Origin of the sequence: Blastomonas sp. CCH9-A1 (assembly GCF_001557175.1) — a bacterium.
Taxonomy (GTDB): Bacteria; Pseudomonadota; Alphaproteobacteria; order Sphingomonadales; family Sphingomonadaceae; genus Blastomonas; species Blastomonas delafieldii_A.
The window spans coordinates 1-22515 of sequence record NZ_LSHM01000022.1 but is presented as its reverse complement, the minus strand read 5'-3'; the positions used below and the strand labels follow the sequence as shown (position 1 = coordinate 22515).

At 62.2% G+C, this 22515-nt stretch carries 23 protein-coding genes; 11 read left to right on the top strand and 12 right to left on the bottom strand.

All coding sequences use genetic code 11. From position 1 onward, the window contains the following. Positions 1–62: 62 nt before the first annotated feature. Together AX725_RS06240 and AX725_RS06235 are read left to right on the top strand one after the other, a co-directional pair. Positions 63–647 carry a recombinase family protein gene (locus tag AX725_RS06240; RefSeq protein ID WP_010339849.1) on the top strand — a complete coding sequence of 195 codons (585 nt, stop codon included), beginning with the start codon at positions 63–65 and terminating at the stop codon, positions 645–647. 4 nt (positions 648–651) lie between these two features. Then, positions 652–3630, top strand: coding sequence for a Tn3-like element ISMpo10 family transposase (locus AX725_RS06235; protein ID WP_012449407.1), 2979 nt, complete (start codon positions 652–654; stop codon positions 3628–3630). Positions 3631–4045: 415 nt separating this feature from the next. Here the strand turns inward: AX725_RS06235 and AX725_RS06230 are convergent, their stop codons facing one another. The 12 genes from AX725_RS06230 to AX725_RS06180 all read right to left on the bottom strand — a co-directional run bounded on the left by AX725_RS06230 (position 4046) and on the right by AX725_RS06180 (position 13947). Continuing rightward, on the bottom strand, positions 4046–4492 hold the full coding sequence (locus tag AX725_RS06230) for a response regulator (protein ID WP_066044296.1): 447 nt from the start codon (positions 4490–4492) through the stop codon (positions 4046–4048). Positions 4493–4592: 100 nt separating this feature from the next. Then, positions 4593–5201: a response regulator transcription factor gene (locus AX725_RS06225; protein WP_039330750.1), complete on the bottom strand. Its 609-nt coding sequence runs from the start codon at positions 5199–5201 to the stop codon at positions 4593–4595. Beyond that, positions 5191–6732 (bottom strand): PAS domain-containing sensor histidine kinase, encoded by a 1542-nt coding sequence (locus AX725_RS06220; RefSeq protein WP_052241816.1) that lies wholly within the window; start codon positions 6730–6732, stop codon positions 5191–5193. The genes AX725_RS06225 and AX725_RS06220 overlap by 11 nt, the downstream gene beginning before the upstream one ends. A 335-nt stretch (positions 6733–7067) precedes the next feature. Then, positions 7068–7496, bottom strand: coding sequence for a DUF411 domain-containing protein (locus AX725_RS06215; RefSeq protein ID WP_039330752.1), 429 nt, complete (start codon positions 7494–7496; stop codon positions 7068–7070). A 60-nt stretch (positions 7497–7556) separates the two neighbouring features. Beyond that, complete coding sequence (locus AX725_RS06210) at positions 7557–7757, bottom strand: hypothetical protein (protein WP_066044293.1); 201 nt, start codon at positions 7755–7757, stop codon at positions 7557–7559. Positions 7758–7774: 17 nt separating this feature from the next. Then, the gene (locus AX725_RS20875) at positions 7775–8116 is read right to left on the bottom strand and encodes a hypothetical protein (protein WP_155645735.1); all 342 of its coding nucleotides are present in this window, start codon (positions 8114–8116) and stop codon (positions 7775–7777) included. After that, positions 8113–8832 carry a PepSY domain-containing protein gene (locus AX725_RS06205; RefSeq protein WP_066044290.1) on the bottom strand — a complete coding sequence of 240 codons (720 nt, stop codon included), beginning with the start codon at positions 8830–8832 and terminating at the stop codon, positions 8113–8115. The genes AX725_RS20875 and AX725_RS06205 overlap by 4 nt, the downstream gene beginning before the upstream one ends. Before the next feature lie 505 nt (positions 8833–9337). After that, positions 9338–10636 (bottom strand): copper resistance protein B, encoded by a 1299-nt coding sequence (locus tag AX725_RS06200; RefSeq protein WP_066044288.1) that lies wholly within the window; start codon positions 10634–10636, stop codon positions 9338–9340. Further along, positions 10633–12462, bottom strand: coding sequence for a copper resistance system multicopper oxidase (locus tag AX725_RS06195; RefSeq protein WP_039330760.1), 1830 nt, complete (start codon positions 12460–12462; stop codon positions 10633–10635). Before AX725_RS06195 ends, AX725_RS06200 begins: the two co-directional genes overlap by 4 nt. Before the next feature lie 197 nt (positions 12463–12659). Beyond that, positions 12660–13244: an RNA polymerase sigma factor gene (locus AX725_RS06190; RefSeq protein WP_039330761.1), complete on the bottom strand. Its 585-nt coding sequence runs from the start codon at positions 13242–13244 to the stop codon at positions 12660–12662. After that, entirely contained in the window at positions 13241–13678 is a 438-nt protein-coding gene (locus AX725_RS06185) for a periplasmic heavy metal sensor (RefSeq protein ID WP_066044286.1), read from the bottom strand. The genes AX725_RS06190 and AX725_RS06185 overlap by 4 nt, the downstream gene beginning before the upstream one ends. Positions 13679–13680: 2 nt before the next feature. Next, the gene (locus tag AX725_RS06180) at positions 13681–13947 is read right to left on the bottom strand and encodes a hypothetical protein (protein ID WP_039330765.1); all 267 of its coding nucleotides are present in this window, start codon (positions 13945–13947) and stop codon (positions 13681–13683) included. A gap of 133 nt (positions 13948–14080) precedes the next feature. On the opposite strand from AX725_RS06180, the gene copC reads away from it, so the two are divergent. The 9 genes from copC (at position 14081) to AX725_RS06135 (ending at position 22243) form a co-directional block, all read left to right on the top strand. Further along, positions 14081–14464 carry a copper homeostasis periplasmic binding protein CopC gene (gene copC, locus AX725_RS06175; RefSeq protein WP_066044284.1) on the top strand — a complete coding sequence of 128 codons (384 nt, stop codon included), beginning with the start codon at positions 14081–14083 and terminating at the stop codon, positions 14462–14464. Positions 14465–14467: 3 nt separating this feature from the next. Beyond that, positions 14468–15412, top strand: coding sequence for a copper homeostasis membrane protein CopD (gene copD, locus AX725_RS06170; RefSeq protein WP_155645736.1), 945 nt, complete (start codon positions 14468–14470; stop codon positions 15410–15412). Positions 15413–15804: 392 nt separating this feature from the next. Continuing rightward, on the top strand, positions 15805–16134 hold the full coding sequence (locus tag AX725_RS21235) for a helix-turn-helix domain-containing protein (protein WP_171007819.1): 330 nt from the start codon (positions 15805–15807) through the stop codon (positions 16132–16134). 79 nt (positions 16135–16213) lie between these two features. Further along, complete coding sequence (locus tag AX725_RS06160) at positions 16214–17098, top strand: sterol desaturase family protein (RefSeq protein ID WP_066044278.1); 885 nt, start codon at positions 16214–16216, stop codon at positions 17096–17098. Then, positions 17095–17832, top strand: a complete 738-nt coding sequence (locus tag AX725_RS06155) for a class I SAM-dependent methyltransferase (protein WP_067511735.1) — start codon at positions 17095–17097, stop codon at positions 17830–17832. The genes AX725_RS06160 and AX725_RS06155 overlap by 4 nt, the downstream gene beginning before the upstream one ends. A gap of 80 nt (positions 17833–17912) precedes the next feature. Next, the gene (locus AX725_RS06150) at positions 17913–20243 is read left to right on the top strand and encodes a heavy metal translocating P-type ATPase (RefSeq protein WP_066044276.1); all 2331 of its coding nucleotides are present in this window, start codon (positions 17913–17915) and stop codon (positions 20241–20243) included. A 3-nt stretch (positions 20244–20246) separates the two neighbouring features. After that, entirely contained in the window at positions 20247–20432 is a 186-nt protein-coding gene (locus AX725_RS06145; RefSeq protein WP_039330774.1) for a DUF2933 domain-containing protein, read from the top strand. A 70-nt stretch (positions 20433–20502) separates the two neighbouring features. Beyond that, positions 20503–20946, top strand: a complete 444-nt coding sequence (locus AX725_RS06140; protein ID WP_230962369.1) for a YybH family protein — start codon at positions 20503–20505, stop codon at positions 20944–20946. A gap of 10 nt (positions 20947–20956) precedes the next feature. Continuing rightward, positions 20957–22243 (top strand): type II restriction enzyme NmeDI-related protein, encoded by a 1287-nt coding sequence (locus AX725_RS06135; RefSeq protein ID WP_066115289.1) that lies wholly within the window; start codon positions 20957–20959, stop codon positions 22241–22243. Positions 22244–22515 lie beyond the last annotated feature (272 nt).

The following is a 22515-nucleotide window of genomic DNA, read 5'->3' as shown; positions in this document are numbered from 1 at the left end:
ATCGACAAACCCTGTCGCTTTGATAGGGTGTTCGAAAACATGCTTTCGAGGGTTTGTCGTACATGCTGGTCGGATATATGCGGGTGTCAACGACCGATGACCGCCAAACGGTCGATCTCCAGCGGGACGCGCTCGTCGCAACCGGGGTCGATCATCGGCATCTCCATACCGACAAGGCATCCGGCGCGCGCGACGACCGACCAGGCCTGAAAGCCTGCCTCGACTATCTGAACGCGGGCGACACACTGATCGTGTGGAAGCTCGACCGGCTCGGACGCTCGCTGCCGCACCTGCTGACGATCGTCACCGATCTGAAGGCGCGCGGCATCGCGTTCCGGTCGCTGACCGAGCAGATGGATACGACCACGCCGCACGGCGAATTGCTGTTCTCGCTGTTCGGTGCATTGGCACAATATGAGCGTGCGCTCACGCGCGAACGGGTGATGGCGGGACTGGCTGCTGCCAAACGCCGGGGACGCCAAGGTGGCCGCCCGCCGATGATCGACGCCGAAACGCTCGAGCGGATCACCGCCGCGCTGGATGGCGGGGCCAGCAAGGCGTCCGTCTGCCGGACCTTCAAGGTGCCGCGTTCGACCCTTCTCGGCACGCTTGCCCGGATCGGCTGGACCGCACCGGCCAAGGTCTAAGCCGATGCCGCGTCGCGCCGTCCTGTCGGACGAGCAACGCGCGGCGTTGCTCGCGCTTCCCGACGACGAAACCCTGCTCGTCCAGCACTGGACATTGAGCCGGGACGACTTGGCCATCATCGTCCGCCGGAGGCGACCGCATAACCGGCTGGGTTTCGCGATCCAGCTTTGCGCGCTGCGCTATCCTGGCCGTTTCCTGCGACCCGGTGAACTGATCCCTGATACGCCGCTCGCGTTCGTCGCAGAGCAATTGCAGGTCGGACCCGAGGTGCTGGCCGACTACGCGACGCGCGGCCCGACCCGGTACGAACAGCTCGATGCACTGCGCGATGCATTCGGCTTCATGCCGCTCAGTCGGCCGCTGCGAACGACGTTGCAGGAATGGCTCCTGCCGATCGCGCTGACGACGACCAGCGGGGCTAGGCTGGCGCGCGTGATGCTGGATGAGTGCCGGCGACGGCGCATCATTGTGCCGGGCATCAGTTCGGTCGAGCGGATGGTCGCACAGGCGTTGCTCGATGCCGAACGCCATGTCGCCGAGCATCTGACCCGAGGACTCGATGCTCGACAGCGCCGGCTGCTCGATGCGCTTCTCCTGCCCCACACAGGCACGAACTTGAGCGATCTGGCCTGGGTGCGGCAGTCACCCGGCAAGCCCGGCCGAAAGACATTCGCCGCCATCATCGAGCGACTGACACTGCTTCGGGCCATCGGGATCGATCCGGATATCGCCGTAGGCGTCCATCCCGAGCGCCTCCGACGCCTGTGCCAGGAAGGCGTGCGGCTGACCGCGCAACATGTTCGGACGCTGCAAGCGACGCGGCGTCGCGCCACATTGGTGGCGACCATCCTCGAAACCATCGTTACCCTCACCGACGATGCGGTGCTGATGTTCGATCGCCTGCTTGGGCAGATGTTCCGGCGCGAACAGAACAGCGCGGACACGACACTCAAGCGCAACCGGCGCACCATCAACGGCAAAATCCGGCTGCTTGCCCAACTCGGCGCTGCCTTGCTCGCCGCCAAGATATCAGGTGGCGATATCGGCGCTGCGGTCGAGGCAGCGATCGGATGGAATGATCTCGGCCGCGAGGTCGATGAAGCCCGCAAGCTGATCCGCCCCGATTCGGTCGATCCCGTCGCGGTCGCCGCGACCAATTACCCCGTCCTCCGACAGGTCGGTCCCTCGTTCATCGCCTCGTTCACATTCGGGGCGGTGCCAGCCTGCCATGCGCTCGCGCGAGCGGTCGCGATCATGCGCGACCTTCATTTTGGTCATCTGCGCAAATTGCCTGCAGGCACGCCAGTCGGCTTCATCCGGCAAGCTTGGCGTCGGGCGATCGGCACCGGCATTCCCGATCGCAGGATCTATGAATTGTGCGTGCTGGTCGAGCTTCGCGACCGGCTTCGCGCCGGCGACATGTGGGTCGAGGGAAGCCGACGCTATCGTGCTGTCGAGCAGCAACTCATTCCTGCCCCCGTATTCGCCAACATGCGCGCGGCCGGCCCCTTGCCGATACCGGCACCGGATACGGCCGATATCTGGCTGGCCGAACGACGCGCCCGCCTCGCCCGTCGATTGGCCGAGGTCGAGCGAAAGGCGGAGACGGACGCGCTGGAAGACGTGCAGCTCAGCTTGGGCAGGCTGCGGATTTCGCCCTTGAAGGCGATTACTCCCGAGGAATCCGATACCGCCCTTGCGCCGCTCTATGCGCATCTGCCCGCGATCCGCATCACCGACCTTCTTGCCGAAGTCGATCGATGGACCGGGTTCAGCCAGTGCTTCACGCATCTGCAAAGTGGCCGTGCCGCGGATGAACCACGTGCGATCCTCACGGCGGTGCTCGCCGATGCCACCAATCTGGGCCATACGCGCATGGCGGAAGCCTGCAATCTCGTGACCCAGCGCCAACTCGGTTGGCTCGCCTCGTGGCATCTGCGCGAGGAAACCTACGGTCGCGCGCTCGCCCGGCTTGTCGACGCCCAACACACCGCGCCGCTGGCCGCGCTGTTCGGGTCCGGCACCTCGTCCAGCTCAGACGGTCAGAACTTTCCGCTCGACCGCCGCGCCCAGGCAACCGGCGCAGTCAATCCGCACAAGGGGACAGAGCCGGCTGTCTCCTTTTACAGCCACGTCTCGGATCGCTACGCGCCGTTCCATTCCACAGTTATCTCCGCTTCGGCGAGCGAGGCGGCACAGGTGCTCGACGGGCTGCTCCACCACGGCGCCGATCTGCACATCGAAGAGCATCACGTCGATGGCGGGGGCGTCTCCGACCATGTGTTCGCGCTATGTCATCTGCTTGGGTTCCGGTTCGCGCCGCGTATCCCGAATATCGCCGCACGCCGTTTGCACCTGTTTAACGGCATCGAACCCGGCCCCGATATTGCGCCGCTGGTCGCGGGCCGCATCGACGAAGGTCTGATCGAGGCACACTGGGACGACGTGCTGCGACTGGGAACCTCGATCCGCACAGGCGTCGTCAGCGCCTCGATCATGCTGGAACGGCTCGGCTCCTATCCACGCGCCAACGGCCTGGCACTGGCGTTGCGCGAGATCGGTCGCGTCGAGCGTACCCTGTTCACGCTCGACTGGATCGAGCAGCCCGAACAGCGTCGCCGCGCCACCCGCGAACTCAACAAGGGAGAAGCGGAAAATGCCCTGAAACGCGCCATCTTCTTCCATCGCATCGGCCGTATCCGCGATCATGCGCTGCAAGCCCAAAGCCATCGGGCGAGCGCGCTGAACCTCGTCGCCGGTGCCATCGTCCTGTGGAACACGACCTACCTGCAAGCCGCCCGGATGCATCTCGCCAACCTCGGCCGGCCGGTCCCGCCGGACCTGCTGCAACACCTATCACCGCTCGGTTGGCAGCATATCAATCTCACCGGCGATTACCTCTGGACCGATCCCGATGCGCCATCCACCGCGCTCAGACCGCTTCGCCAGATGCGCGCCGTCGAAGGCACGGCAAAACCTTAGCGTATATCTGGGTCCGTTCTGTGTACCGACCCCATCTTTGTGGCCGGCTGGAGTTCCGCAAGCCTTCGCCTGATCACCAGTTTCTGGATCGGCGGAAACACAGCTCCTTCGGGCTCGAGACTGGGTTTGCAGCATGCGGCGGCCAGCATCGGCCAGGCGCTTGCACCATTGGCCTTCGCACTGGCATCGCCGCAATATCAACCCGTCATCCTCTGGAGCATCGGCAGCCTTGCGCTGCTTCTCCTGCTTGTTCTGCCCCTTGTCTGGAGAGGGGCGACATCAGTCCAATGATAGTGGACGTCGGGCAACGGCCACATACTCCACCCGGGTTTCACCAACGGGGCCGCGCTTGGTCTTGGCCACCCTTTGGGCTGCCCAATACAAGGACCGCGCACTGAGAGAGCCGGAGACCAGACTAGCAGCCGCACCCTGTGCCGCCTTCGCGGTCCTCGTCACAATCCCCAGGCTCGGCGCAGTCGCACAAGCGGTGCAGCGCCTCGAGAACCGGTGTTCGGATGAAGGGTTTCTGGATCACTTCTGCATAGCCGCAAGCTTTGGCCCGCAACCTCAGCTCGCGATCGCAAGATGCGCATATGAGGATCGCGGGGCCGCTCCATCCCTTGGCCCTGAACGCGCCGAGCAAGCTGACGCCATCGAGATCCGGCATGTTGTAATCGGCAATCATGCAGTCGGCGGAGAGCGAAGCCGGATCGGCCAGCAAGGCCGATGCCGATCGGTAGCTGAGCGGTTCATAACCCCGCGCATGCAGCAAGAATTGCAACGAACGGCGGATACTGGCCTCATCGTCGGTGATGAGAACCTTGTAGCGCTTCTTGCCAGGCTCGCTCTGACTTGTGGACATGGACCCTGTAACTGAAACTGAGAAGGCAACTCCTATCAGGAATCGCCGGTCTTGCGGACAATGTCCTTACGTAGATGTCACAGAATCCTAGATTCTTGTGCTAAAGACCAGCGGCGAAGGCAATCCGCAGCAGATCGGACAGGCTGTGCACATCGAGTTTTTGCATCAGGCTTGCCCGGTGAACCTCGACGGTGCGCGACGAACACCCGAGATCATAGGCGATCGTCTTGTTGGGATAGCCCTTGGCCAGACCCTCGAGGATCTCGCGTTCACGCGGCGTGAGTGACGCTATCCGCGTCCGCGCCTCCCGCTCTTCGAGATCGCGGCTATCGTTGCGTTCAAGTCTCGCAAACGCCCGCTCGAGGGCGCCGAGAAGCGCGGCCTTTTCGAACGGTTTTTCGAGGAACTCGACCGCTCCGGCCTTCATCGCCTGGACGGCAACGGTCACATCGCCATGACCGGTAAGGACGATCACCGGCATGTCGATACCGCGATCGGCCAACGCGGCCTGGACCTCAAGCCCATCCATCTCTGGCATCCGAACGTCTAGCACCACGCACCCTTTCGGCGCGGATTTCGCCGACTTCAAGAATTCGACGCCCGAACCATAGGACAGAACCTTGTAGCCCGCGCGCGACAAGACGAAGCCCGCAGATTTGCGGATAGCTTCTTCGTCATCGACGAGGTGAACGACACGACTATCGCTCATCGGCAGCCTCCTCAGCCGCATGCATCAGCGTGAAATGAAAACGGCTTCCGCCGGTGTCGGGATGCTCGGCCCAAATGCGTCCCCCATGGGCTTCGACGATCGTGCGGCAGATCGACAGGCCCAACCCCATCCCTTCCTGCTTGCCGCTGACGAAGGCCTCGAACAGTCGAGGGCGGATGTCGGGCGCGATGCCGGGGCCGGTGTCGTGCACCGTGACTTCGACGTATCCGTCCGGCCGAAGCCTGGTTCCAACGGTCAAATCCCGGACTTGGCTTTGCGCCGTGGCCTCAACCGCGTTGCGCATCAGGTTGAGCAGAACTTGCTGGATCTGCACCCGATCGACCAGCACTGGCGTCGCCAGCGGGTCGAGGTTGAACAAGGCGCGCACGCCATTCTCGCGGGCACCGGTTAGCGCGAGCCGACCGGCATCCTCGATCAGGCCAGGCAATTGCTCGACGCGCTTGTCGACCTCGCCCTTCGCAACGAATTCGCGCAGCCGGCGAACAATGTCGCCGGCCCGGAATGTCTCGTTCGCCGCTTCCGCGAGCGCGTCGCGCATGATTATCGCGTTCTCGTCGGCCGCCTCCTCGAGCATGTCGCGCGATTCCTCCAGATAGTTCGCCACGGCGGTCAACGGCTGGTTGAGTTCGTGCGCCAGCGTTGAGGCCATGGTGCCCATGGCGCTCAGCCGCGAGACATGGACCAGTTCGGCTTGCAATTCCTTGAGCTTGAGCTCGTCGCGCTCCTTCTCCGTCAGGTCGCGGATGAAGCCCGTGAAAATCCGTTCGCCATCCTTCCCCGCCTCGCCAACCGAGAGTTCAAGCGGAAAGGTCGTTCCATCGCGCCGTTGTCCGGTCACGACCCGGCCGATCCCGATGATCCGCTTCTCGCCGGTCGTGCAGTAGTGCTCCAGATAGGCGTCGTGGCGTTCGCGATCCGGAGTGGGCATCAGGCACGATACGTTGGCTCCGAGCAGCTCGCTTTCCTCATAGCCGAACAATCGTTCGGCCGCGGCGCTGAACGAGGAAATCCGGCCACGCTCATCGATCACGATCATGGCGTCCGGAACCGTCGCCAGGATCGAGTTCAAATGCTGTTCGCGCGCCTCCATCGCCTCGCGGATCGCGGCCTCTTCGGTGACATCGCGCGCGATGCAGAAATAGCCCAGCAATCGGTCGCCTTCGCGCAAGGCAGCAAACGACACATGTGCGAGATATTCCAAGCCCGATTGGCGAACCCGCCAGCCATTGCGCTCAAACGACTTGCCACGCCGGGCCGCTTCAAGATCGGCAACCGGAAGACCGGAAGCGGCTTCATCGGGCGCGTAGAAAATTTCGTGAGACTGACCGATAGCATCGGCCGGACACCAATGGTCGGCGCGCCCTTCGTCGTCGCTCAGCGCCAGGATCTGGCCACGACTATCGAGCAAAACAAAAAAATGCCCAGGGGCGCTCAGGAAGGCGAGATAGGCGAGCCGAGGCAGGTCTGGCTGGTTGCCATCCGGGGCCGGCCTGTGCCGATCGCCCGCCATGTCTAGCACGCCACGCTTGCGACCCGCGGGCGGAAAAGCCGGTCCTCGCGAAAGTCGCTTCGGGCAGTCATTGGAAACATGCGAATGGAATCTTCCGGTACACGCGCTGGGCCTTCGTTCTAGAATACGCACAGCGACCGGCCACCCCTCACGAATTTCGGACACGTGTCCCGTCCGCTGGCCGCACCGGTGAGGCGCGCTCATATTTTTCCCGGGAATCACCCCCGTGAGGGCTGCAGCGCTCGGGACAGCCCTCTCGGGGGTGATTGGCAGTTTACCGCGACATTTCGGCCTCGTTTGCAACGGCGGACCGGTCGAGTCAGCGCCGCAAACGGTCAATGCCGCGCATAGACAGTCGGCGCCCCGGCGCCGATGGCGTAAACCGCAAAGCGTTGGGGTTCCTGCCCCGGCACTTCCATCCCCGGGGACCCCAGTGGCATGCCGCCGACCGCAAGGCCGCTCACGCCTCTCGGCCTTGCCGAAAGGACACGCCGCATATCCTCGATCGGAACGTGACCTTCGAAGGCCATCCCGTCGATCACGGCGGTGTGGCACGAACGGAGGGTGGGTGGAATTCCATACCTTGCCTGAAGGGCTGCGCGGTTGGAGGCGTCGACCGCTCTGATGGTCTTGCCCAGCCCCTTGCGGACTTGTGCCGCCCACTTCTCGCAACAGCCGCATCCGGGATCCCGGTGCATGATTGCCGCAGTCGATGCCATGGCGGGCGAACCAGCCAACGCCAGTGCCAGAATGAGTTTTCGCATCGGAGATCTCTCCTTCTTAAAGTGCTCAGGCGGCAGCTAGCCGCCTGAGCACCGAGTTGCCTACTTGTGATCCATGCCGCCCATGGCGTGGCCCGCATGATCGTCGGACGCTGCCTCGGCTTTGTCCTGACAACAGGCCATCTTGCCATGTTCGTCCGTCTTGCAGCAGCACTCCTTCTTCGGAGCGGAAGGCGGTTCAGCGGCAAAAGCCGCCGTCGATAGGGTGAGCGCGAAAGCGCCAAGCAGATAGTTGAGCTTCATGATTTATTACTCCGTGATCAGGTTGAATGATTTGGCATGGCCCAATCTCGCGGCGGCGGATGCGGTGGTTTGAGGGCAATTCCCTTAATCGAGGTTGCTGCCTCCTCTTTGGGCACCGGATCATTCCAGACTGCGCCCGGCTGCACGGTCGGCGGCTCGGCCGCGCGTGAGGCGCAGGCATGACAAGCCATGGCAGAATCTTTCGCGTGACCATCGGGCACCGGAAGATGACCGTCTTGCGCGTTCGAGCAATCCATCGCCATCGATGTCGCCGCGGCTAGCGGTGCCGCATCAGCACACAACGGCCCGGTCTGTAATGCGAGGCCGAGAGCGAGAAACAGAACAGCCAAAAACTTCATGCCGCCCGCCTTTTCCGGCGAAACGGCCAGCGCATGAAGAGCAGGATCGCGCCCGCAATAGCGAGCACCAAGCCGCCGCACGCAAAGGCCAGCAACCACCAAGTGTTGAAATCCTCGTGGTTCTTCCAGTCCATGATGTGGAGGCTCCAGAAGAAATCGTAGAGCCGCCATGTGCCGGTACGAACCGCCGTCAACTTGCCCGAGTCCGCCGCGACGAAAACGCTGGTGCTGTCAGGATCGGCAAAGGCCACGCGCCATGCGGGAAGCGCGCCGCGATATTCGGGGCTTTCGGCAAGGACGCGAGAAACTTTGGCATCGGGCTTGACCGGAGCCTTCCACGCATCGCGTGCAATTGCGAGGGCAAGCGCTGCGTCAACCGGCAGTAGTGGCGCGCCGCTCACCGCATCGAAAAGAGTGGTTCCCTCCGCCGTCGCGACCAGGGCGACTGGGCGATTGGCGAGCATGGCGAAGGATACCGACTCGACCGGGGTCTTGGCCGCCGCGACCAGGCGGGTCGGCGCGACGAAATCGACGCCTTTCGGCATCGCGACAACGCGCTCGCGGTCCACAAGATGTTCGCCGCGCACTTGCTCGATGGGCAGATAACTCATCAGCACACCGCTCGAAAACCAGATCAGGAGCTGCGCCCCGATAACCAGCGCCAACCATTTGTGAATGCGGCTCGCGGCGACATGAACCCTTACCTTCGCTCCCATTGGTCCCCCGATTTGCACCCATTGCGACCGCCTCCGATCACCATCGGCGTTCCGATTGTTGCCTTATCTTATGTCGCTCATGTCATGGCCCGCATGAGGATCGGCTTCGCCGGGCGGCGGTGCGGTCTTGGTGGGCACGGGCGTTGCAGCCTTGGATTCCGCTCTCTGTTGAGGTTTTGGTGCGCCGGCCCTTGAAGCTGGTTTTGGTTTCGGGGTGCTGGGCTCTGGTACCGGTTTTGCTTCGGATCGTTGCGGCGCGCCCTCCGGCCCCGCCGGTGATCCGCTTGCGCCACTATCCGTTGCCGTCACGTCTGCCTGGGCTTCCGCTAAAGCCGGTCCCGAATTTGCCGATTGGTCGGGCGCAAAGGGCTGTTCAGTCGCGCCGCAGCCGGCAAGCGCAGACGTCGCCGCTATTAATGCGAGAGGAGCGAGCTTATTCAAGAAAATACCCTTGGAAAGATGGATCTGCTGGTCCGCTACGAACCGTTCCTCCAGACTAACTCCTCTAGAACCAGACCCGCACGCCCATCACAAAGTGCGGGTCAGAGACTTCTCCTCCGTTCGCTCTGACGAAGCGAGCGGATTCGCCAAACTGCCTAGTCCACTCAAAGCCCGCATAAGGCGCAAATTCCTTCTTGATTTCGTAGCGGAAGCGAACCCCCAGTTCAATATTGGAAAGGCCATCTCCGACCCCAAGTTCGGGAATGGCTTGCGCGGAAAAATTGGCCTCGATCCGGGGCTGCAAGATCAGCTTCTGGGTAATGCGCTGATCGTAAAATCCCTCGAATCGGCCGCGCAGTTCTCCCTTGTCCGACAAGAATGCCGACGCCGTCACCTCAAACCAATTGGGTGCCAGACCTTCAATGGCGACGACAGCATAGGTCCGCGACGGATCAGGCGTCACGTCGTAGCGGGCACCCGCCTGCAGGTTCCAATAGGGTGAGATCGCGCGCGAATAGACCGCGGTCAGCTCAAGATCGTCCAGTGCCCCCCTGAACTCGCCCTCGCCTTCATACTTGAACACGAAGCGGTTGATGTCGCCGCCGAACCACGCCTCGCCATCGAAACGATAGCTGTCCTTGCCCTTGTGGACGACGTATTCGGCAAGATCGAAGGATACATAGCGAAAAGTCGTGCCCCCGGCTTCCTTCATCATCTCTTCGCGCGAGCGCCGCATGGTTTCACTCGGGAAAAACCGGTCGGCATACCAGTCCGAAGGCGGCGCGGGGGCGGGCGCGTTGCCAGGCGCGAAGTCGGTGCCGGTCGCCGTCCCGGACCCGCCTTGGGGCAATGAGGGAGCGACCTTTGGCGTGCAATGGCCCATCTTTGCATGCTCAGGTGGGCAGTCCGGATCGACACCGCTTGCTACCGACGAGGCCGTGCCCATAGAAATGCCTGGCATTTCATCGGCTGCGGATCCCGGAGCCGTCTCCGACGGCTTGGGAGTTTCGGCAGCCGGAGTGCAATGCCCCATCCTTGCGTGCTCGGGCAGGCAACCGTCATCGGATGGCGCGGGCGGCGGTGCCATCTTCATCGCTGGCATTGTGTCGGGCGTGGATGGCGTCGAACCCGTTGGTTCGGGAACGCAGTGCCCCATTTCCGCGTGTTCAGGCGAGCATGTGCTTGCCGAAGGAGGCGCCGCCGGCTTCTGAGCGACTGGCTTTGCAGAAGGCGCCTTGGGTTTGGCGGGCTCGCTAGCGGGCGGCATCGAGCCATGATCCATGCTTTGCATCGATTGTGCCGAAGCGGGGACGGCTGCCGCGCAAAACATCACGCTGGCGAGCAACAGTTCGGCTCGGCTCATGCGCCTACCCCCCGCGGACGCACGCTGACAACGCGCATCATCCCTGCGTGCATGTGATAGAGCAGATGGCAATGGAACGCCCAGTCACCGACGGCATCGGCGGTAAAGTCGAAACTTGCCTTACCGCCTGGCTGCACCAGCACGGTGTGCTTCCTTGGAGAGTATGCGCCCTTGCCGGTCACCAGCTCGAAGAAATGCCCATGGAGATGGATCGGGTGGCTCATCATAGAATCGTTGATGAGGTTAATCCGCACCCGCTCACCTTCGATGAACGGGATGGGCTCGTGAAAGTCCGACATTTTAACGCCGTCAAACGACCACATGAATCGCTCCATGTTGCCGGTCAGGTGAATGTCCAACGAACGATCAGGAGCATTGACATAGGGATTGCGCTCAAGCGCTACGAGATCGTGATAGGTGAGCACTTTGTGCTCGACATTCTCCAATCCCTGGCCCGGTTCGCCCATTCGGTCCACAGGCATCGGCGAGATCGTCTGTACGCCCGGATTTTTCTCGACTTGCGGTGCCACACTGAAATCACGCATGTTCATCGAACCGTGGTCCATCCCGGACATGGTATCGGAATTGGACATCTCCATGCCGGGCATCGAGTCTGTCGACGGAGCGGGTGCTCCGGGCATGTCCATCGAGCCGCCGGAGCCATGGCCCATCGCTGCATGATCCATGCCGGACATCGAGCCACCGGACATGTCCATCTCGCCCATGCCCATGTCCTTCATATTGGCTAGCGGACGCTCACGCAGCGGCGGGACTGCGGCGACCATCCCCGGGCGCGGCGCTAACGTTGCGCGGCCCATGCCCGAGCGGTCGTTGGCTTCGGCGACCAGCGTGTAGGCGCGGTCTTCGGCCGGCGTCACGATAACATCATAGGTTTCGGCAACCGCGATCTGAAACTCGTCGACCTCGACCGGTCGAACGTTGAGCCCATCGGCTTGCACGATCGTCAGGCGAAGCCCCGGGATGCGGACGTTGAAAATCGACATTGCCGAGGCATTGATGATGCGCAGTCGCACCCGCTCGCCCGGCTGGAACAGCGCCGTCCAATTGTCCTTCGGGCCATAGCCGTTGACCAGAAAAGTGTAAGTCGAACCGTTGACATCGGCGATATCGGTGGGATCCATGCGCATCGCGCCCCAATCAAGCCGGTCCTTAAGCGGCTGATCCTTGCCCGACAGCAGACCTCCGAGCGTCTGGCGCTGCATATTGAAGTGCCCGGGATTGACCTTGAGCTTGTGAAAAATCGCCTCGGGCGAGAGTCGGCTGTGATCCGAAAGCACGACGACATGCTCCCGATCATAGGCCACCGGATCGGCACCCTTGGGATCGATGACGATCGGTCCATAGTGACCGAGCTGCTCCTGCAGCCCCGAGTGGCTGTGATACCAGTAGGTCCCCGACTGCATGACAGGGAATTCATAGACGAAGGTTGAGCGCGGCTTGATGCCAGGGAAGCTGACGCCTGGAACCCCGTCCATCTGGAACGGGAGCAGCAAACCGTGCCAGTGGATCGAGCTGTCTTCGTCGAGGTCGTTCGTAACAGAGAGGCGAACATTCTGGCCTTCGCGTAGACGGATCAACGGTGCCGGGACAGTCCCGTTGATCGCGATCGCGCGGCTGACCTTGCCATCGACACGCATGGTCTGACGGGCAATCCGCAAGCTGATGTCGTTACCCGAAACCGTTGGAATCGGCTCCGTGATCCCCGGCGAGACGGGCTGCGCCCATGCCGGAAACCAGGGTGCAAGGGCGGCTGTTACGCCACCGGCGGCAGCGACGCCGATAAAGGATCTTCTGTCGAGGGTCATATCTTGTCCAGGTTCGACGATGGGGATTACACATGGCTTTACGCGGCGGGCACATGCATCCCTCACGCATAATCAGAAAATATTCCGCCAATTGCCCCGCCGCATCGCCATGCAAGTACGGCTCGCGAGCGACCAAACCCCACCGGCTGTCCATAAATGCTGCAAGCGGTGGTACGCTTTGCTAATGACGTGCGTGATTAGGGCCGACCGGATACAGGCTCGGCCGCCAACTGCGCCTTCAGTTGACCTCGCGCTCGATAGAGCCTCGTTTCAACTGCCTTTTCGCTGATCCCCAGGATCGCGGCGGTCTCGGCTTGGCTCGCTTCCTCGATAGTTCGCAGGATGAGCACTTCGCGAAGCGGCTGCGGCAATTTGGCAATCTCCCTTTCAACCCGCAGCAGCTCCGCACGGCTCTCGGCTTCGCGCGCAGGCCCAGGCGCATCGCTCCCGAAATCCTCATCGCGTTCGATCGGGCGGGCCAGCGAGAAGAATGAGCGCACGGCCCGCCGCCGCGCCCAGTCGCGGCACTTGTTGAGCGCGATCCTGGCAATCCAATGCCGAAACGGCCGATCCGGGTCATAGCGGCGGATGGCGCCAAACGCCGAAACAAAGCTCTCCTGTAGCAAATCGAGCGCCTCGTTCGGATCGCCGACATTGTTGCGGATTAAACGATAAACCGGATCCTTGTGGCGACGCATCAATTCCCGAAACGCCTGCGCTTGACCGGCTACCGCAAGGCTTGACAGCTCGTGGTCGTCACATTGCGAAAGATCGAGTGTCACTGCGCATCGGCGGTCAGGGCTTTGACCACAGTGTTGTCGAACATTTTGGCCTGTTCGGGGTTCAACACCCCGCGCATGGCGAAGAGATGCTCCAGCGTCTCCTTCTGCAGTTCTCCCATGACCACATGGTTATGGTCGATCGCGGCGGTCACCTTTGGTCCGTACCCGTGCTCTTCCGCGATGGCTTCAGCGAGCCGTACATTCGACGCTCGCATTTCAAGTTCGAGCGCCTTTCGCCGGACGGCGAACTTCGCTTCAATCGCCTCAACCTTCGAGCGCTGCTGCGGGGTCAACTCGAGCTTGTCGTGAAGCAGCGCGTGCAACTCGCTCTCTTTTGCTCGCGGCTGATCCGCGACAAAGCGCCCGATAAAGACGCCTGTCAGCGCCGAAACGAAGGCGACCAGGGCGATCAGCAGAATTTTTCGGTAGCCCATCGTTAGCGTGCATCCAGCAAGGTTGAAGGGGCCAAAGCGGTGCTCGGCGCGAATGGCGAGAGCGGGCGCGCCGCGACAATCGGGGCACGCGTGGTGACCCCCGCGAAAGCGCCCCAGCCAAGGGAAACCACTGCAGCCAACGCCATGAGGCGGTATGACGCACCAGTCTCGCGTCGACGATCCGAGAGCATTGCCAATACGTTATCGTCGACGCCGTCCAACAGGCCCACCGGTGGGGGGTGCCGCAACTGTTTCAGGAAATCGTCCATCACACCCTCATCCAACAATTGTTCTGCAGCGCCATACGCGCTCGCGCGAAAAACCCCTCAACAATTTCCGTCCTGAGGGGTGCGACCTCGACATGCGTATTCATGACCGGCACCACTTTTTTGGAGACCGAATATGCGCAAGACCCTTGTTGCCTTCTCGTTGGCCGTGCTCTCGCTGACCGCCCTTTCCGATACCGCTCTCGCCCATACCAAATTGGTCAGTTCGGCGCCGGCCGCAAACGCGACCGTCACAAATGTCACGTCGGTAAACCTGCAGTTCAATGAGCGGGTAATCGCTTCGACGATTAAGGTTGAGCTACTGATGATCGGCATGCCCGGGATGTCCGATCACGCGCCAATGAAAATCGCTTTCACATCGATGATGGGCAAGGACGGCAAATCGATGATGCTCATGCCCAAGAAGGCACTCAGCCCGGGCACCTACAAAGTCATATGGTCGGCCGCTGGTGCTGACACGCATCGTATGGGCAGTGAATTCAGCTTCACGGTCAAATAGAGCGTGGACACTGATTTTGGGATGATTGCCATCAGGCTCGGATTGTATCTGAGCCTGATGCTGCTTGTCGGGCTCGCCGCCTTTCCGCTCTACGCCTTGCGGCACGATGAAAGGCCGGAAGGGCAGGTGCTTCCACTGTGGTGGGCGCTCACTTTCTGGTCAGTTACGGCAATTACCTTGTCGGGTCTGGGATTGGCTGCACTGATCGCGGCCATGATGGGCGGGCCGTTAACCGATATCGACTGGGAAACCAGCCAATCCATCCTGTTTGAAACGCCGATCGGCACCGCGTGGTTGGTGCGGATGGCGGCGCTTGCGGTTGTTTTGATGGCTGCCTTCCCGCGGCGCTGGACCGATGAGCAGCAGCTTGGCACCATAGCGCTTGCGGGCGCAGTGGCGCTTTCATCGCTCGTCTGGACAGGTCATGCAGGAGCAAGCGAGGGCGGCTTGGGTCTCATCCACAAGCTGAGCGATATGCTGCATATGCTCGCCGCTGCGATCTGGCTCGGCGGGATCGCCGCCTTCCTGCTGCTCCTGCGGTCCCCGCTCGATCAGCATTCGGGCCGCAAATTGGTGGTCGGGCATCGCGCTCTCGAAGATTTTTCACGGGTCGGCACGATCTGTGTTGGAATAATCGCTGTTACCGGACTGATCAACGGTCAGGTTCTGATCGGCTTTTCGAATATCTTGCGCGTTTTTGACACCACATACGGGCAGGCACTTTTTCTGAAACTGGTTCTGGTTGCCGGGATGCTGCTCCTCGCTGCGCGAAACCGCTGGCGCCTGACGCCAGATCTGGCACTTGGGCTGAACGACGGGGATGCGTCCAGCGCTGTCGCGGCACTTCGCAAGAGCCTGATGCTGGAAGCGGGGGCGGCGATAGCGATCCTGGCGCTTGTGGCGTGGTTCGGCATGCTTGAGCCGCCCGCCAGCACGATGGTGCCTTGAGCGGAAGGGGCTCGCCCTGGTCGGGGACAATGGTGCTTGGCGTCGGCTGGGCATTGCTCGACGTCCGTGCGGGCGACAACCGGCCGCATCGCCACTTGGCGCACCAGGTCAGCCTTGCGCTCGATGCTCCCTGCGCAATCGGCGGAACGCTTTCCTTGCACCTAGCCGCGGGCGAGGCCGCAGCCATCCCGGCCGGGACCTTGCATAGCCTCGGCCCCGCCGGATCAGCGGTGCGAACCATCTATGTCGATCCGCGGTTTGGCGGGCGGTGCGACCTGTTCGGACGGCCCGAGCCATTCCGCCTCCCTCCCACGCAGACTGCGGCGCTGCGGGCCGTGCGATCCGGGACCGAAGCCAAAGAGTGGATTGCCGGTTTCCTGGGAACCAGTCCCGTGAGTTTGATCGATAGCCGGTTGCGATCGGCATTGGCAGGGATCGAACCAGGGATGAGCGCCGCCGAATTGGCCCAAGCAATGGGGCTGTCGCGAGCACGCCTTCGTGAAGTCGTCAGCCGCGATTTCGGGTTTCCGACTGTCAAATTGTTGCAATGGTTGCAGCTCCAACATGCGATCGACGCACTCCGCCACTCCGCCAGCCTCGCCGATGCGGCTGCCGCAGGGGGCTTTGCCGACCAGGCGCATTTCAACCGGCGGCTGGTCGAATGGTTCGGGGTTACGCCATCGCTCGGGCTCGCCCAGCTCGACATTTCGATCGTCCGCTAAGGTTCGAACCAGCGATTCGTTCAAGACCCGGCGCTGCGCTTGCCGCAGAGAACCGAGCGAACCGTATGGGATCGCCCGAATGTCTCTCTTCCGAACTCTCTATGCACCTGTCTATTTTCTCGGCTTTGTCGGGGCCGCGGCCGTGCTGGTTTCGTCCGGTGGATCGCCCATTTGGCTGATCGCGCTGTTCGCTTTGGCGATTGTCACCTCGCTTGTATCGGAGCGCGTTGCGCCGTTCGAGCCGGTTTGGAATCGCAGCCATGGCGACGCCCGCCGCGACATCGCCCATGCGCTGGTCAACGAAGGCTCGATCCTCGTGCTGGTGCTCTTGCTTCCCTTCTTTGCCAGCCTCGTCCCCTGGTCCTCGCTCTGGCCTTCCTTGCTGCCGTTCTGGGCCGAGCTAGCGCTGGCGATCATCTTGCTTGATGCCGGGATCAGCCTGACCCATTACGCCAGTCACAGGATCCCCCTGCTGTGGCGCTTCCATGCGGTCCACCATTCGGTGCGCCGAATGTACGGATTCAACTGCTTGCTTAAACACCCGATCCACCAGCTGATCGAGATTTCCGTCGGGACATTGCCGTGGCTGCTACTGGGAATTCCGCAGGACGTCGCGATTGTCGGATCGTTCGCGGTCGCCATCCAGTTACAGCTGCAACATTCGAATGTCGACATGCGGGTCGGGCCCCTGGCATTGCTCTGGGCGATCGCGCCGGTGCATCGCCACCATCACCTCGCGTCCGAGACCGAGGGCGATGTCAATTTCGGTCTGTTCCTGACGATCTGGGATGTGATGCTTGGGACGGCTCAATTCCGATCGAGCGCCCAGATTCGCGCTAGCTCGCTCGGTATTGCCGGTCGCTCCGACTATCCCGAGACCTATCTAGCACAGCTTGTCGAGCCATTCACTGCGGAATTAGCAGCGACTGATCCCGCACCGCAGCGCAGCGGGGTACGCCGATGACCGGGAGCGGCTCCTACACGCCCGCCGCTGGCTATCACTTTTTGACGCCGCTTTACGATGCCGGTGTCCGGCTATCGACCCGCGAGGCAGTCTGGCGCGAGGCTTTGGTCGAATTCTTGGCTCCTGAAGACCACGACCTGTTGCTCGACATCGGTGCCGGAACCGGCAGCCTTGCCCTGCTGGTGTCACGCAAGAATCCGGCCACTCGCTATTTCGGCATCGATCCCGACCCTCATGCCTTGGACATCGCCCGCAAAAAAGCGCGACGAGCCGGTATCGATGCCCAATTCAGGCAATCGTTCTTCTCGGCAGAGGCGGTAGCGGACTGGCCGGTGCCCAGTCTGGCGACGCTGTGCCTGGTGCTTCATCAGGTTCCGCTCGACGAGAAACTGCGACTGCTGCGCGAAGTGCATGCCATACTCCAGCCAGGAGGCCGCCTCTTCATTGCGGACTATGGCGAGCAGCGCTCTTGGCTCATGCGCAGACTGTTCAGGGCAACGATCCAGCAGCTCGATGGGATTGCGGACACCCAGCCCAATGCCGACGGCGTGCTCATCCCTTTATTGCGCGAGGCGGGCTTCGCGAAGGTGCGCGAACTCCAACACGTGAAGACTGTGACTGGATCTATCTCGATCCTGTGCGGTGAAAAAGACTTCGGGGCCGCGGGTGGCCAGAAAAGCGATGCCAGCTTGAGGGATGACGGTTCGATCCGCGTATCCAAGATTAGCAGCTAGCCGTTCCTTCCCGTTCGGCATGCCCGTCGGGTCGCCCAGCCTGCGGGCCGGAGGCGGGAGGATAACCATGGAGCAAACACATGGCCTCCCGCCACCACACTACCGAATCGTCGAGGCTTCACGATCCGGTCTGCGGCATGACTGTCGAACCTGAGGATTCGACACCGACAGCTACGCACGAGGCTGAAACCTTCTATTTTTGCAGCCAGGGTTGCCGGACGAAATTCATCGCCGACCCCCAGCGGTTTATCCACCAATCGGGTGGAACAGCACCGCAGCTGCAGCACGAAGCACCCGAAGGCGCGATCTGGACCTGCCCGATGCATCCGGAGGTCCAACAACCGGGTCCCGGAAGCTGCCCGATCTGCGGCATGGCGCTGGAGCCGATGACCCCCACGCAAAACGACGGCCCTTCCCCAGAATATGCCGACATGAAGCGGCGCTTCGTCATCGGCCTCGTGCTCTCGCTGCCGGTCTTCGCGCTTGAAATGGGCGGGCATCTGACCGGACTGCGCCACATGCTCGATGGCGGGATCGCCAATTTGGTCCAGATGGTGTTGGCGACGCCGGTGGTCCTGTGGTCTGGTTGGCCGTTCTTCGAGCGTGGCTGGGCGTCGCTCAAGAGTCGCCATCTCAACATGTTCACGCTGATCGCGATGGGAACCGGCGTCGCCTGGGCCTACAGCATGACGGCCACGCTTGCCCCCGGCGTGTTCCCTGCCGCGTTCCGTGCCGAGGATGGATCGGTCGCGGTCTATTTCGAGGCGGCGGCGGTGATCACCGTTCTGGTTTTGCTCGGGCAGCTACTCGAACTGCGCGCCCGCGAAACGACCAGCGGGGCGATCCGTGCGCTCCTCGATCTTTCGCCCAAGCTGGCACGGCGGGTACGCTCCGATGGCAGCGACGAGGAAGTGTCGCTCGACCAAGTTCTGGTCGGCGACACGCTGCGTGTGCGTCCCGGAGAGAAAGTGCCGGTCGATGGGGTGGTGCTGGAAGGCCGCGGCACGGTCGATGAATCGATGGTGACCGGCGAGTCCATGCCGGTGACCAAGGAGGCCGCCGCCAAACTGATCGGCGGGACGATCAACCAGACCGGCGGGCTGGTCATGCGCGCCGAGAAGATCGGCCGCGACACCATGCTGGCCCGCATCGTCCAGATGGTAGCCGACGCCCAGCGCAGCCGTGCGCCGATCCAGCGGCTTGCCGATACGGTGTCGGGCTGGTTCGTTCCTGTCGTGATCGCGATTGCCGCGATCGCGTTCATCGTCTGGTCGCTGATCGGCCCGTCCCCGGCGATGGGCTACGGGCTAATCGCAGCGGTCGCGGTGCTGATCATCGCCTGCCCCTGCGCACTCGGGCTTGCCACACCGATGTCGATCATGGTGGGCGTCGGTCGCGGCGCACAGGCTGGCATTCTCATCAAGAACGCGGAAGCCCTCGAACGGATGGAAAAGGTCGATACTCTTGTCGTCGACAAGACCGGCACGCTGACCGAAGGCAAGCCCGCCGTAGTCGCCATCGAAACCGCCGAGGGGTTCGACGCAGACGAAGTGCTGCGTCTCGCCGCCAGCCTCGAGCGCAGTAGCGAACATCCCCTGGCGCTCGCGATCGTGCGGGAAGCAGAAGCTAGAGGTTTTGCAATCAGCGAGCCGAGCAGTGTCGATCAGCCAGTCGGCAAGGGCATCACCGGCACTGTCGATGGCCGCATTCTCGTCGCCGGAAATGCCCGATTCATGGGCGAAAGCGGCATTGCGACCGGTGCGCTCGCGGAGCGCGCCGACCGGATGCGCAGCGAGGGCGCAACCGCGATCTTCCTCGCCATCGACGGCAAGGCCGCAGGGGCGATCGGCATCGCCGATCCGGTCAAGGAGACGACCCCCGCTGCGCTCAAGGCACTCGGCGAAGCGGGCATCCATGTCATCATGCTGACCGGCGACAACCGCGTTACGGCCGAGGCGATTGCGCGGCGGCTCGGTATCGCCGAAGTCGAAGCCGACGTGCTGCCGGACCAGAAGAGCGCCATCGTCAAGCGGCTGCGCGACCAGGGCAAGATCGTCGCGATGGCCGGCGACGGGGTGAACGACGCCCCTGCGCTTGCCGCCGCCGATGTCGGCATCGCGATGGGCTCGGGAACCGACGTCGCAATCGAAAGCGCGGGCGTCACCCTGCTCAAGGGCGACCTGACCGGGATTGTCCGCGCCCGGCACCTGAGCCATGCGACCATGGCGAATATCCGTCAAAACCTGTTCTTCGCCTTCGCCTACAATGTCGCGGGGATTCCCGTTGCGGCGGGGGCGCTTTACCCGCTGTTCGGACTGCTGCTGTCGCCGATCATCGCAGCTGCGGCCATGGCGCTGTCCTCGGTCAGCGTCATCGGCAATGCCCTCCGCCTCAAGCACGTGGAGATCTAGCCGATGCGTTTCACCCGTCCCGCCATTCTCGCAGCGGCATCTTTCGCCGCGATCGCGCTGTTTTACCTGCTGCGCGAACATTGGGCACACGCGCTCGGGCTATTGCCATACGCGATCCTGTTGCTCTGCCCGCTCATGCACTTCTTTCATGGCTCGCACGGACACAATCATCCGGGCGGAAAGCCTTGAGACCCGCCAATCCAAAACTGAACAGGGGAGAGAGACAATGCGTAGAACTTCACTAGCTGGCAACGCGCTCTTGCTGATTGCCAGCATTTCTGTCGGCACCTCTGCCGTTGCCCAGCAAAACGGCCAGGAAGGCGTCGCAGCGGTTTTGTCTGCTTACAAGTCTGCGGTTGAGCGGCTCGATATTACTGGCACCGACCAGCTGTTTGCGCCTGACGCTGTGGTGGTTGAATCGGGCAAGGTCGAAGGCAATTTCGGCGCCTATCGCGACCATCACCTCGGGCCCGAACTCAAGGAGTTCAAATCTTTTGCGTTCGGCGACTACGAAGTCGATATCAGGCTCGAAGGACCCATTGCGGTCGCAACCGAGACCTATACCTATCGAATTGTCCTCAAATCGGACGAAGCAATCGAGCGTCTTGGCGTTGCCACCAGCGTGCTCAAATGGGATGGGCAAGCATGGCGGATCATCTCGACGCACAGCTCCTCGCGCAAACCCAAGCAGCCCGCCAGCTGATGGCTATAGCATGAGCGCCTCTGACCGACCCGCGCTTGTGCGCAAGCTTATCGAAAGCTGGCGCGAAGACCCGGGTGCGACCTATCAAAGCTGGTTCCTGTGGGACGAACGGATCAAGAATTTCCGCTCCATCCGGCGCGGCATCCAGCAGGTCGTGGCCGAGATCGACAATGGGTCGTTCGGCGTTGCCTATCGCGGCTCGTCGCTCGAAACGGTTGTCCATTCCATCGCCGAGCAACGCCAAATCTTCAAAGGTGCCGACCATGCGTTCCTCTGGAAGCCCAAGCTGCGCATTCCCGACATTTACGAAAGTCCGGCCAATCAGCGCGCCTTCGGCCGCTTGCTCCATAATTGCGTCTGCTGCGACGAGGCCGAGGATGTCATTTCCCAAATTCGTGAAATCGACGCACTCAAGATCAAGGGGCTCGGTCCGGCGGTCGCCAATCTGCTCTATTTCCTGCATCCAACGCTGATCGCGCCGTTCAACACCGCGATCGTCAGCGGCTACAACGCGCTGACGGGCGCAAAGGTAAAGCTGGGCAGCTGGGAACAGTTCCTGGCGATGCGGAGCGGAATACTCGATCTCAACGACCAATATCGCGACCTCCTGTCGAACGACCTCGGGGCAATCGGAGGACTGCTGTTCGACATCGGCTCCGGCCGTTACCCCGCCCCGCCTTTGGGCGGGGAAGAAGCCGACGACTGGAGCCGAAGGCTCGACGTGGTCCGCGAGGAAGCGGCCCGGCTCGACAAGACGCGACTCGCCCAGGGCGAGAGCGAACGGACCCACAGCGAAATGCAGGCGTGGCTTCGCGACATCGGCATGGCGCTCGGATATCGCGTTTGGATCGCTGCCAATGACCGGGGCCGCCTGTTCGAGGGCGCGCCGCTCGGCAAGGGCTGCCTCGACTTGTTGCCCGATGAAATCGCCACTGCGCCAGGTGCGGACGCAATCCGATTGATCGACGTGCTCTGGCTTGAACGGGATAACGCTCAGGTTGCCGTCGCCTTCGAGGTCGAGCACTCGACCTCGATCTATTCGGGGATTGTCCGGATGCTCGATCTGGCGCTGAGCGGCAGCGAGTTCCACGCTGCAGCGGGACTGTTCCTGGTCGCTCCCGGCAACCGCGAAAAGGACGTGCGCGCGCAGATCGCCCGACCGGCCTTCAGCAGGGTTACGGACCTCGACATCTCCTACCTGCCATATGGCGAATTGGAAGCGCATCGCGAACAGATCGCGCGGTTCGGAAGCGGGCTGAAAGCGATCAGGGCTATCGCAAGCCCGTTGTCCCCGTAAATTCGATTTGAGCCCGGTCAGAGCAAGGATCAACAGACAAGGCCATTGAAAGGATTGACGCTGAGTTCAGAAACCCGTTTCGTGCGGCTCTGACTTTCCCCGATGCTCCTTTTGGAGGAGATGCGTCGCATTTCTTGTAACCAAGAAGCGACGTTCTCGCCGTTCAGATCGATGAATGCCGCATCGGCGCCCTCACGCGCAAAATGCGAGTCGAGACAGGCGTCACCTCAAGGTTTGTTCGCCAGACAACGATTTCTCGGACATAAGCGGAA

Coding starts and splice junctions, on each gene's coding strand:
- AX725_RS06135 (WP_066115289.1), top strand. CDS start 20,957: ATGAGCGCCTCTGACCGACCCGCGCTTGTGCGCAAGCTTATCGAAAGC.
- copC (WP_066044284.1), top strand. CDS start 14,081: ATGCGCAAGACCCTTGTTGCCTTCTCGTTGGCCGTGCTCTCGCTGACC.
- AX725_RS06145 (WP_039330774.1), top strand. CDS start 20,247: ATGCGTTTCACCCGTCCCGCCATTCTCGCAGCGGCATCTTTCGCCGCG.
- AX725_RS06220 (WP_052241816.1), bottom strand. CDS start 6,732: ATGGCGGGCGATCGGCACAGGCCGGCCCCGGATGGCAACCAGCCAGAC.
- AX725_RS06235 (WP_012449407.1), top strand. CDS start 652: ATGCCGCGTCGCGCCGTCCTGTCGGACGAGCAACGCGCGGCGTTGCTC.
- AX725_RS06180 (WP_039330765.1), bottom strand. CDS start 13,947: ATGGACGATTTCCTGAAACAGTTGCGGCACCCCCCACCGGTGGGCCTG.
- AX725_RS06210 (WP_066044293.1), bottom strand. CDS start 7,757: ATGAAGCTCAACTATCTGCTTGGCGCTTTCGCGCTCACCCTATCGACG.
- AX725_RS06230 (WP_066044296.1), bottom strand. CDS start 4,492: ATGTCCACAAGTCAGAGCGAGCCTGGCAAGAAGCGCTACAAGGTTCTC.
- AX725_RS20875 (WP_155645735.1), bottom strand. CDS start 8,116: ATGAAGTTTTTGGCTGTTCTGTTTCTCGCTCTCGGCCTCGCATTACAG.
- AX725_RS06215 (WP_039330752.1), bottom strand. CDS start 7,496: ATGCGAAAACTCATTCTGGCACTGGCGTTGGCTGGTTCGCCCGCCATG.
- AX725_RS06150 (WP_066044276.1), top strand. CDS start 17,913: ATGGCCTCCCGCCACCACACTACCGAATCGTCGAGGCTTCACGATCCG.
- AX725_RS06160 (WP_066044278.1), top strand. CDS start 16,214: ATGTCTCTCTTCCGAACTCTCTATGCACCTGTCTATTTTCTCGGCTTT.
- AX725_RS06225 (WP_039330750.1), bottom strand. CDS start 5,201: ATGAGCGATAGTCGTGTCGTTCACCTCGTCGATGACGAAGAAGCTATC.
- AX725_RS06200 (WP_066044288.1), bottom strand. CDS start 10,636: ATGAGCCGAGCCGAACTGTTGCTCGCCAGCGTGATGTTTTGCGCGGCA.
- AX725_RS06155 (WP_067511735.1), top strand. CDS start 17,095: ATGACCGGGAGCGGCTCCTACACGCCCGCCGCTGGCTATCACTTTTTG.
- AX725_RS06185 (WP_066044286.1), bottom strand. CDS start 13,678: ATGGGCTACCGAAAAATTCTGCTGATCGCCCTGGTCGCCTTCGTTTCG.
- AX725_RS06240 (WP_010339849.1), top strand. CDS start 63: ATGCTGGTCGGATATATGCGGGTGTCAACGACCGATGACCGCCAAACG.
- AX725_RS06205 (WP_066044290.1), bottom strand. CDS start 8,832: ATGGGAGCGAAGGTAAGGGTTCATGTCGCCGCGAGCCGCATTCACAAA.
- AX725_RS06195 (WP_039330760.1), bottom strand. CDS start 12,462: ATGACCCTCGACAGAAGATCCTTTATCGGCGTCGCTGCCGCCGGTGGC.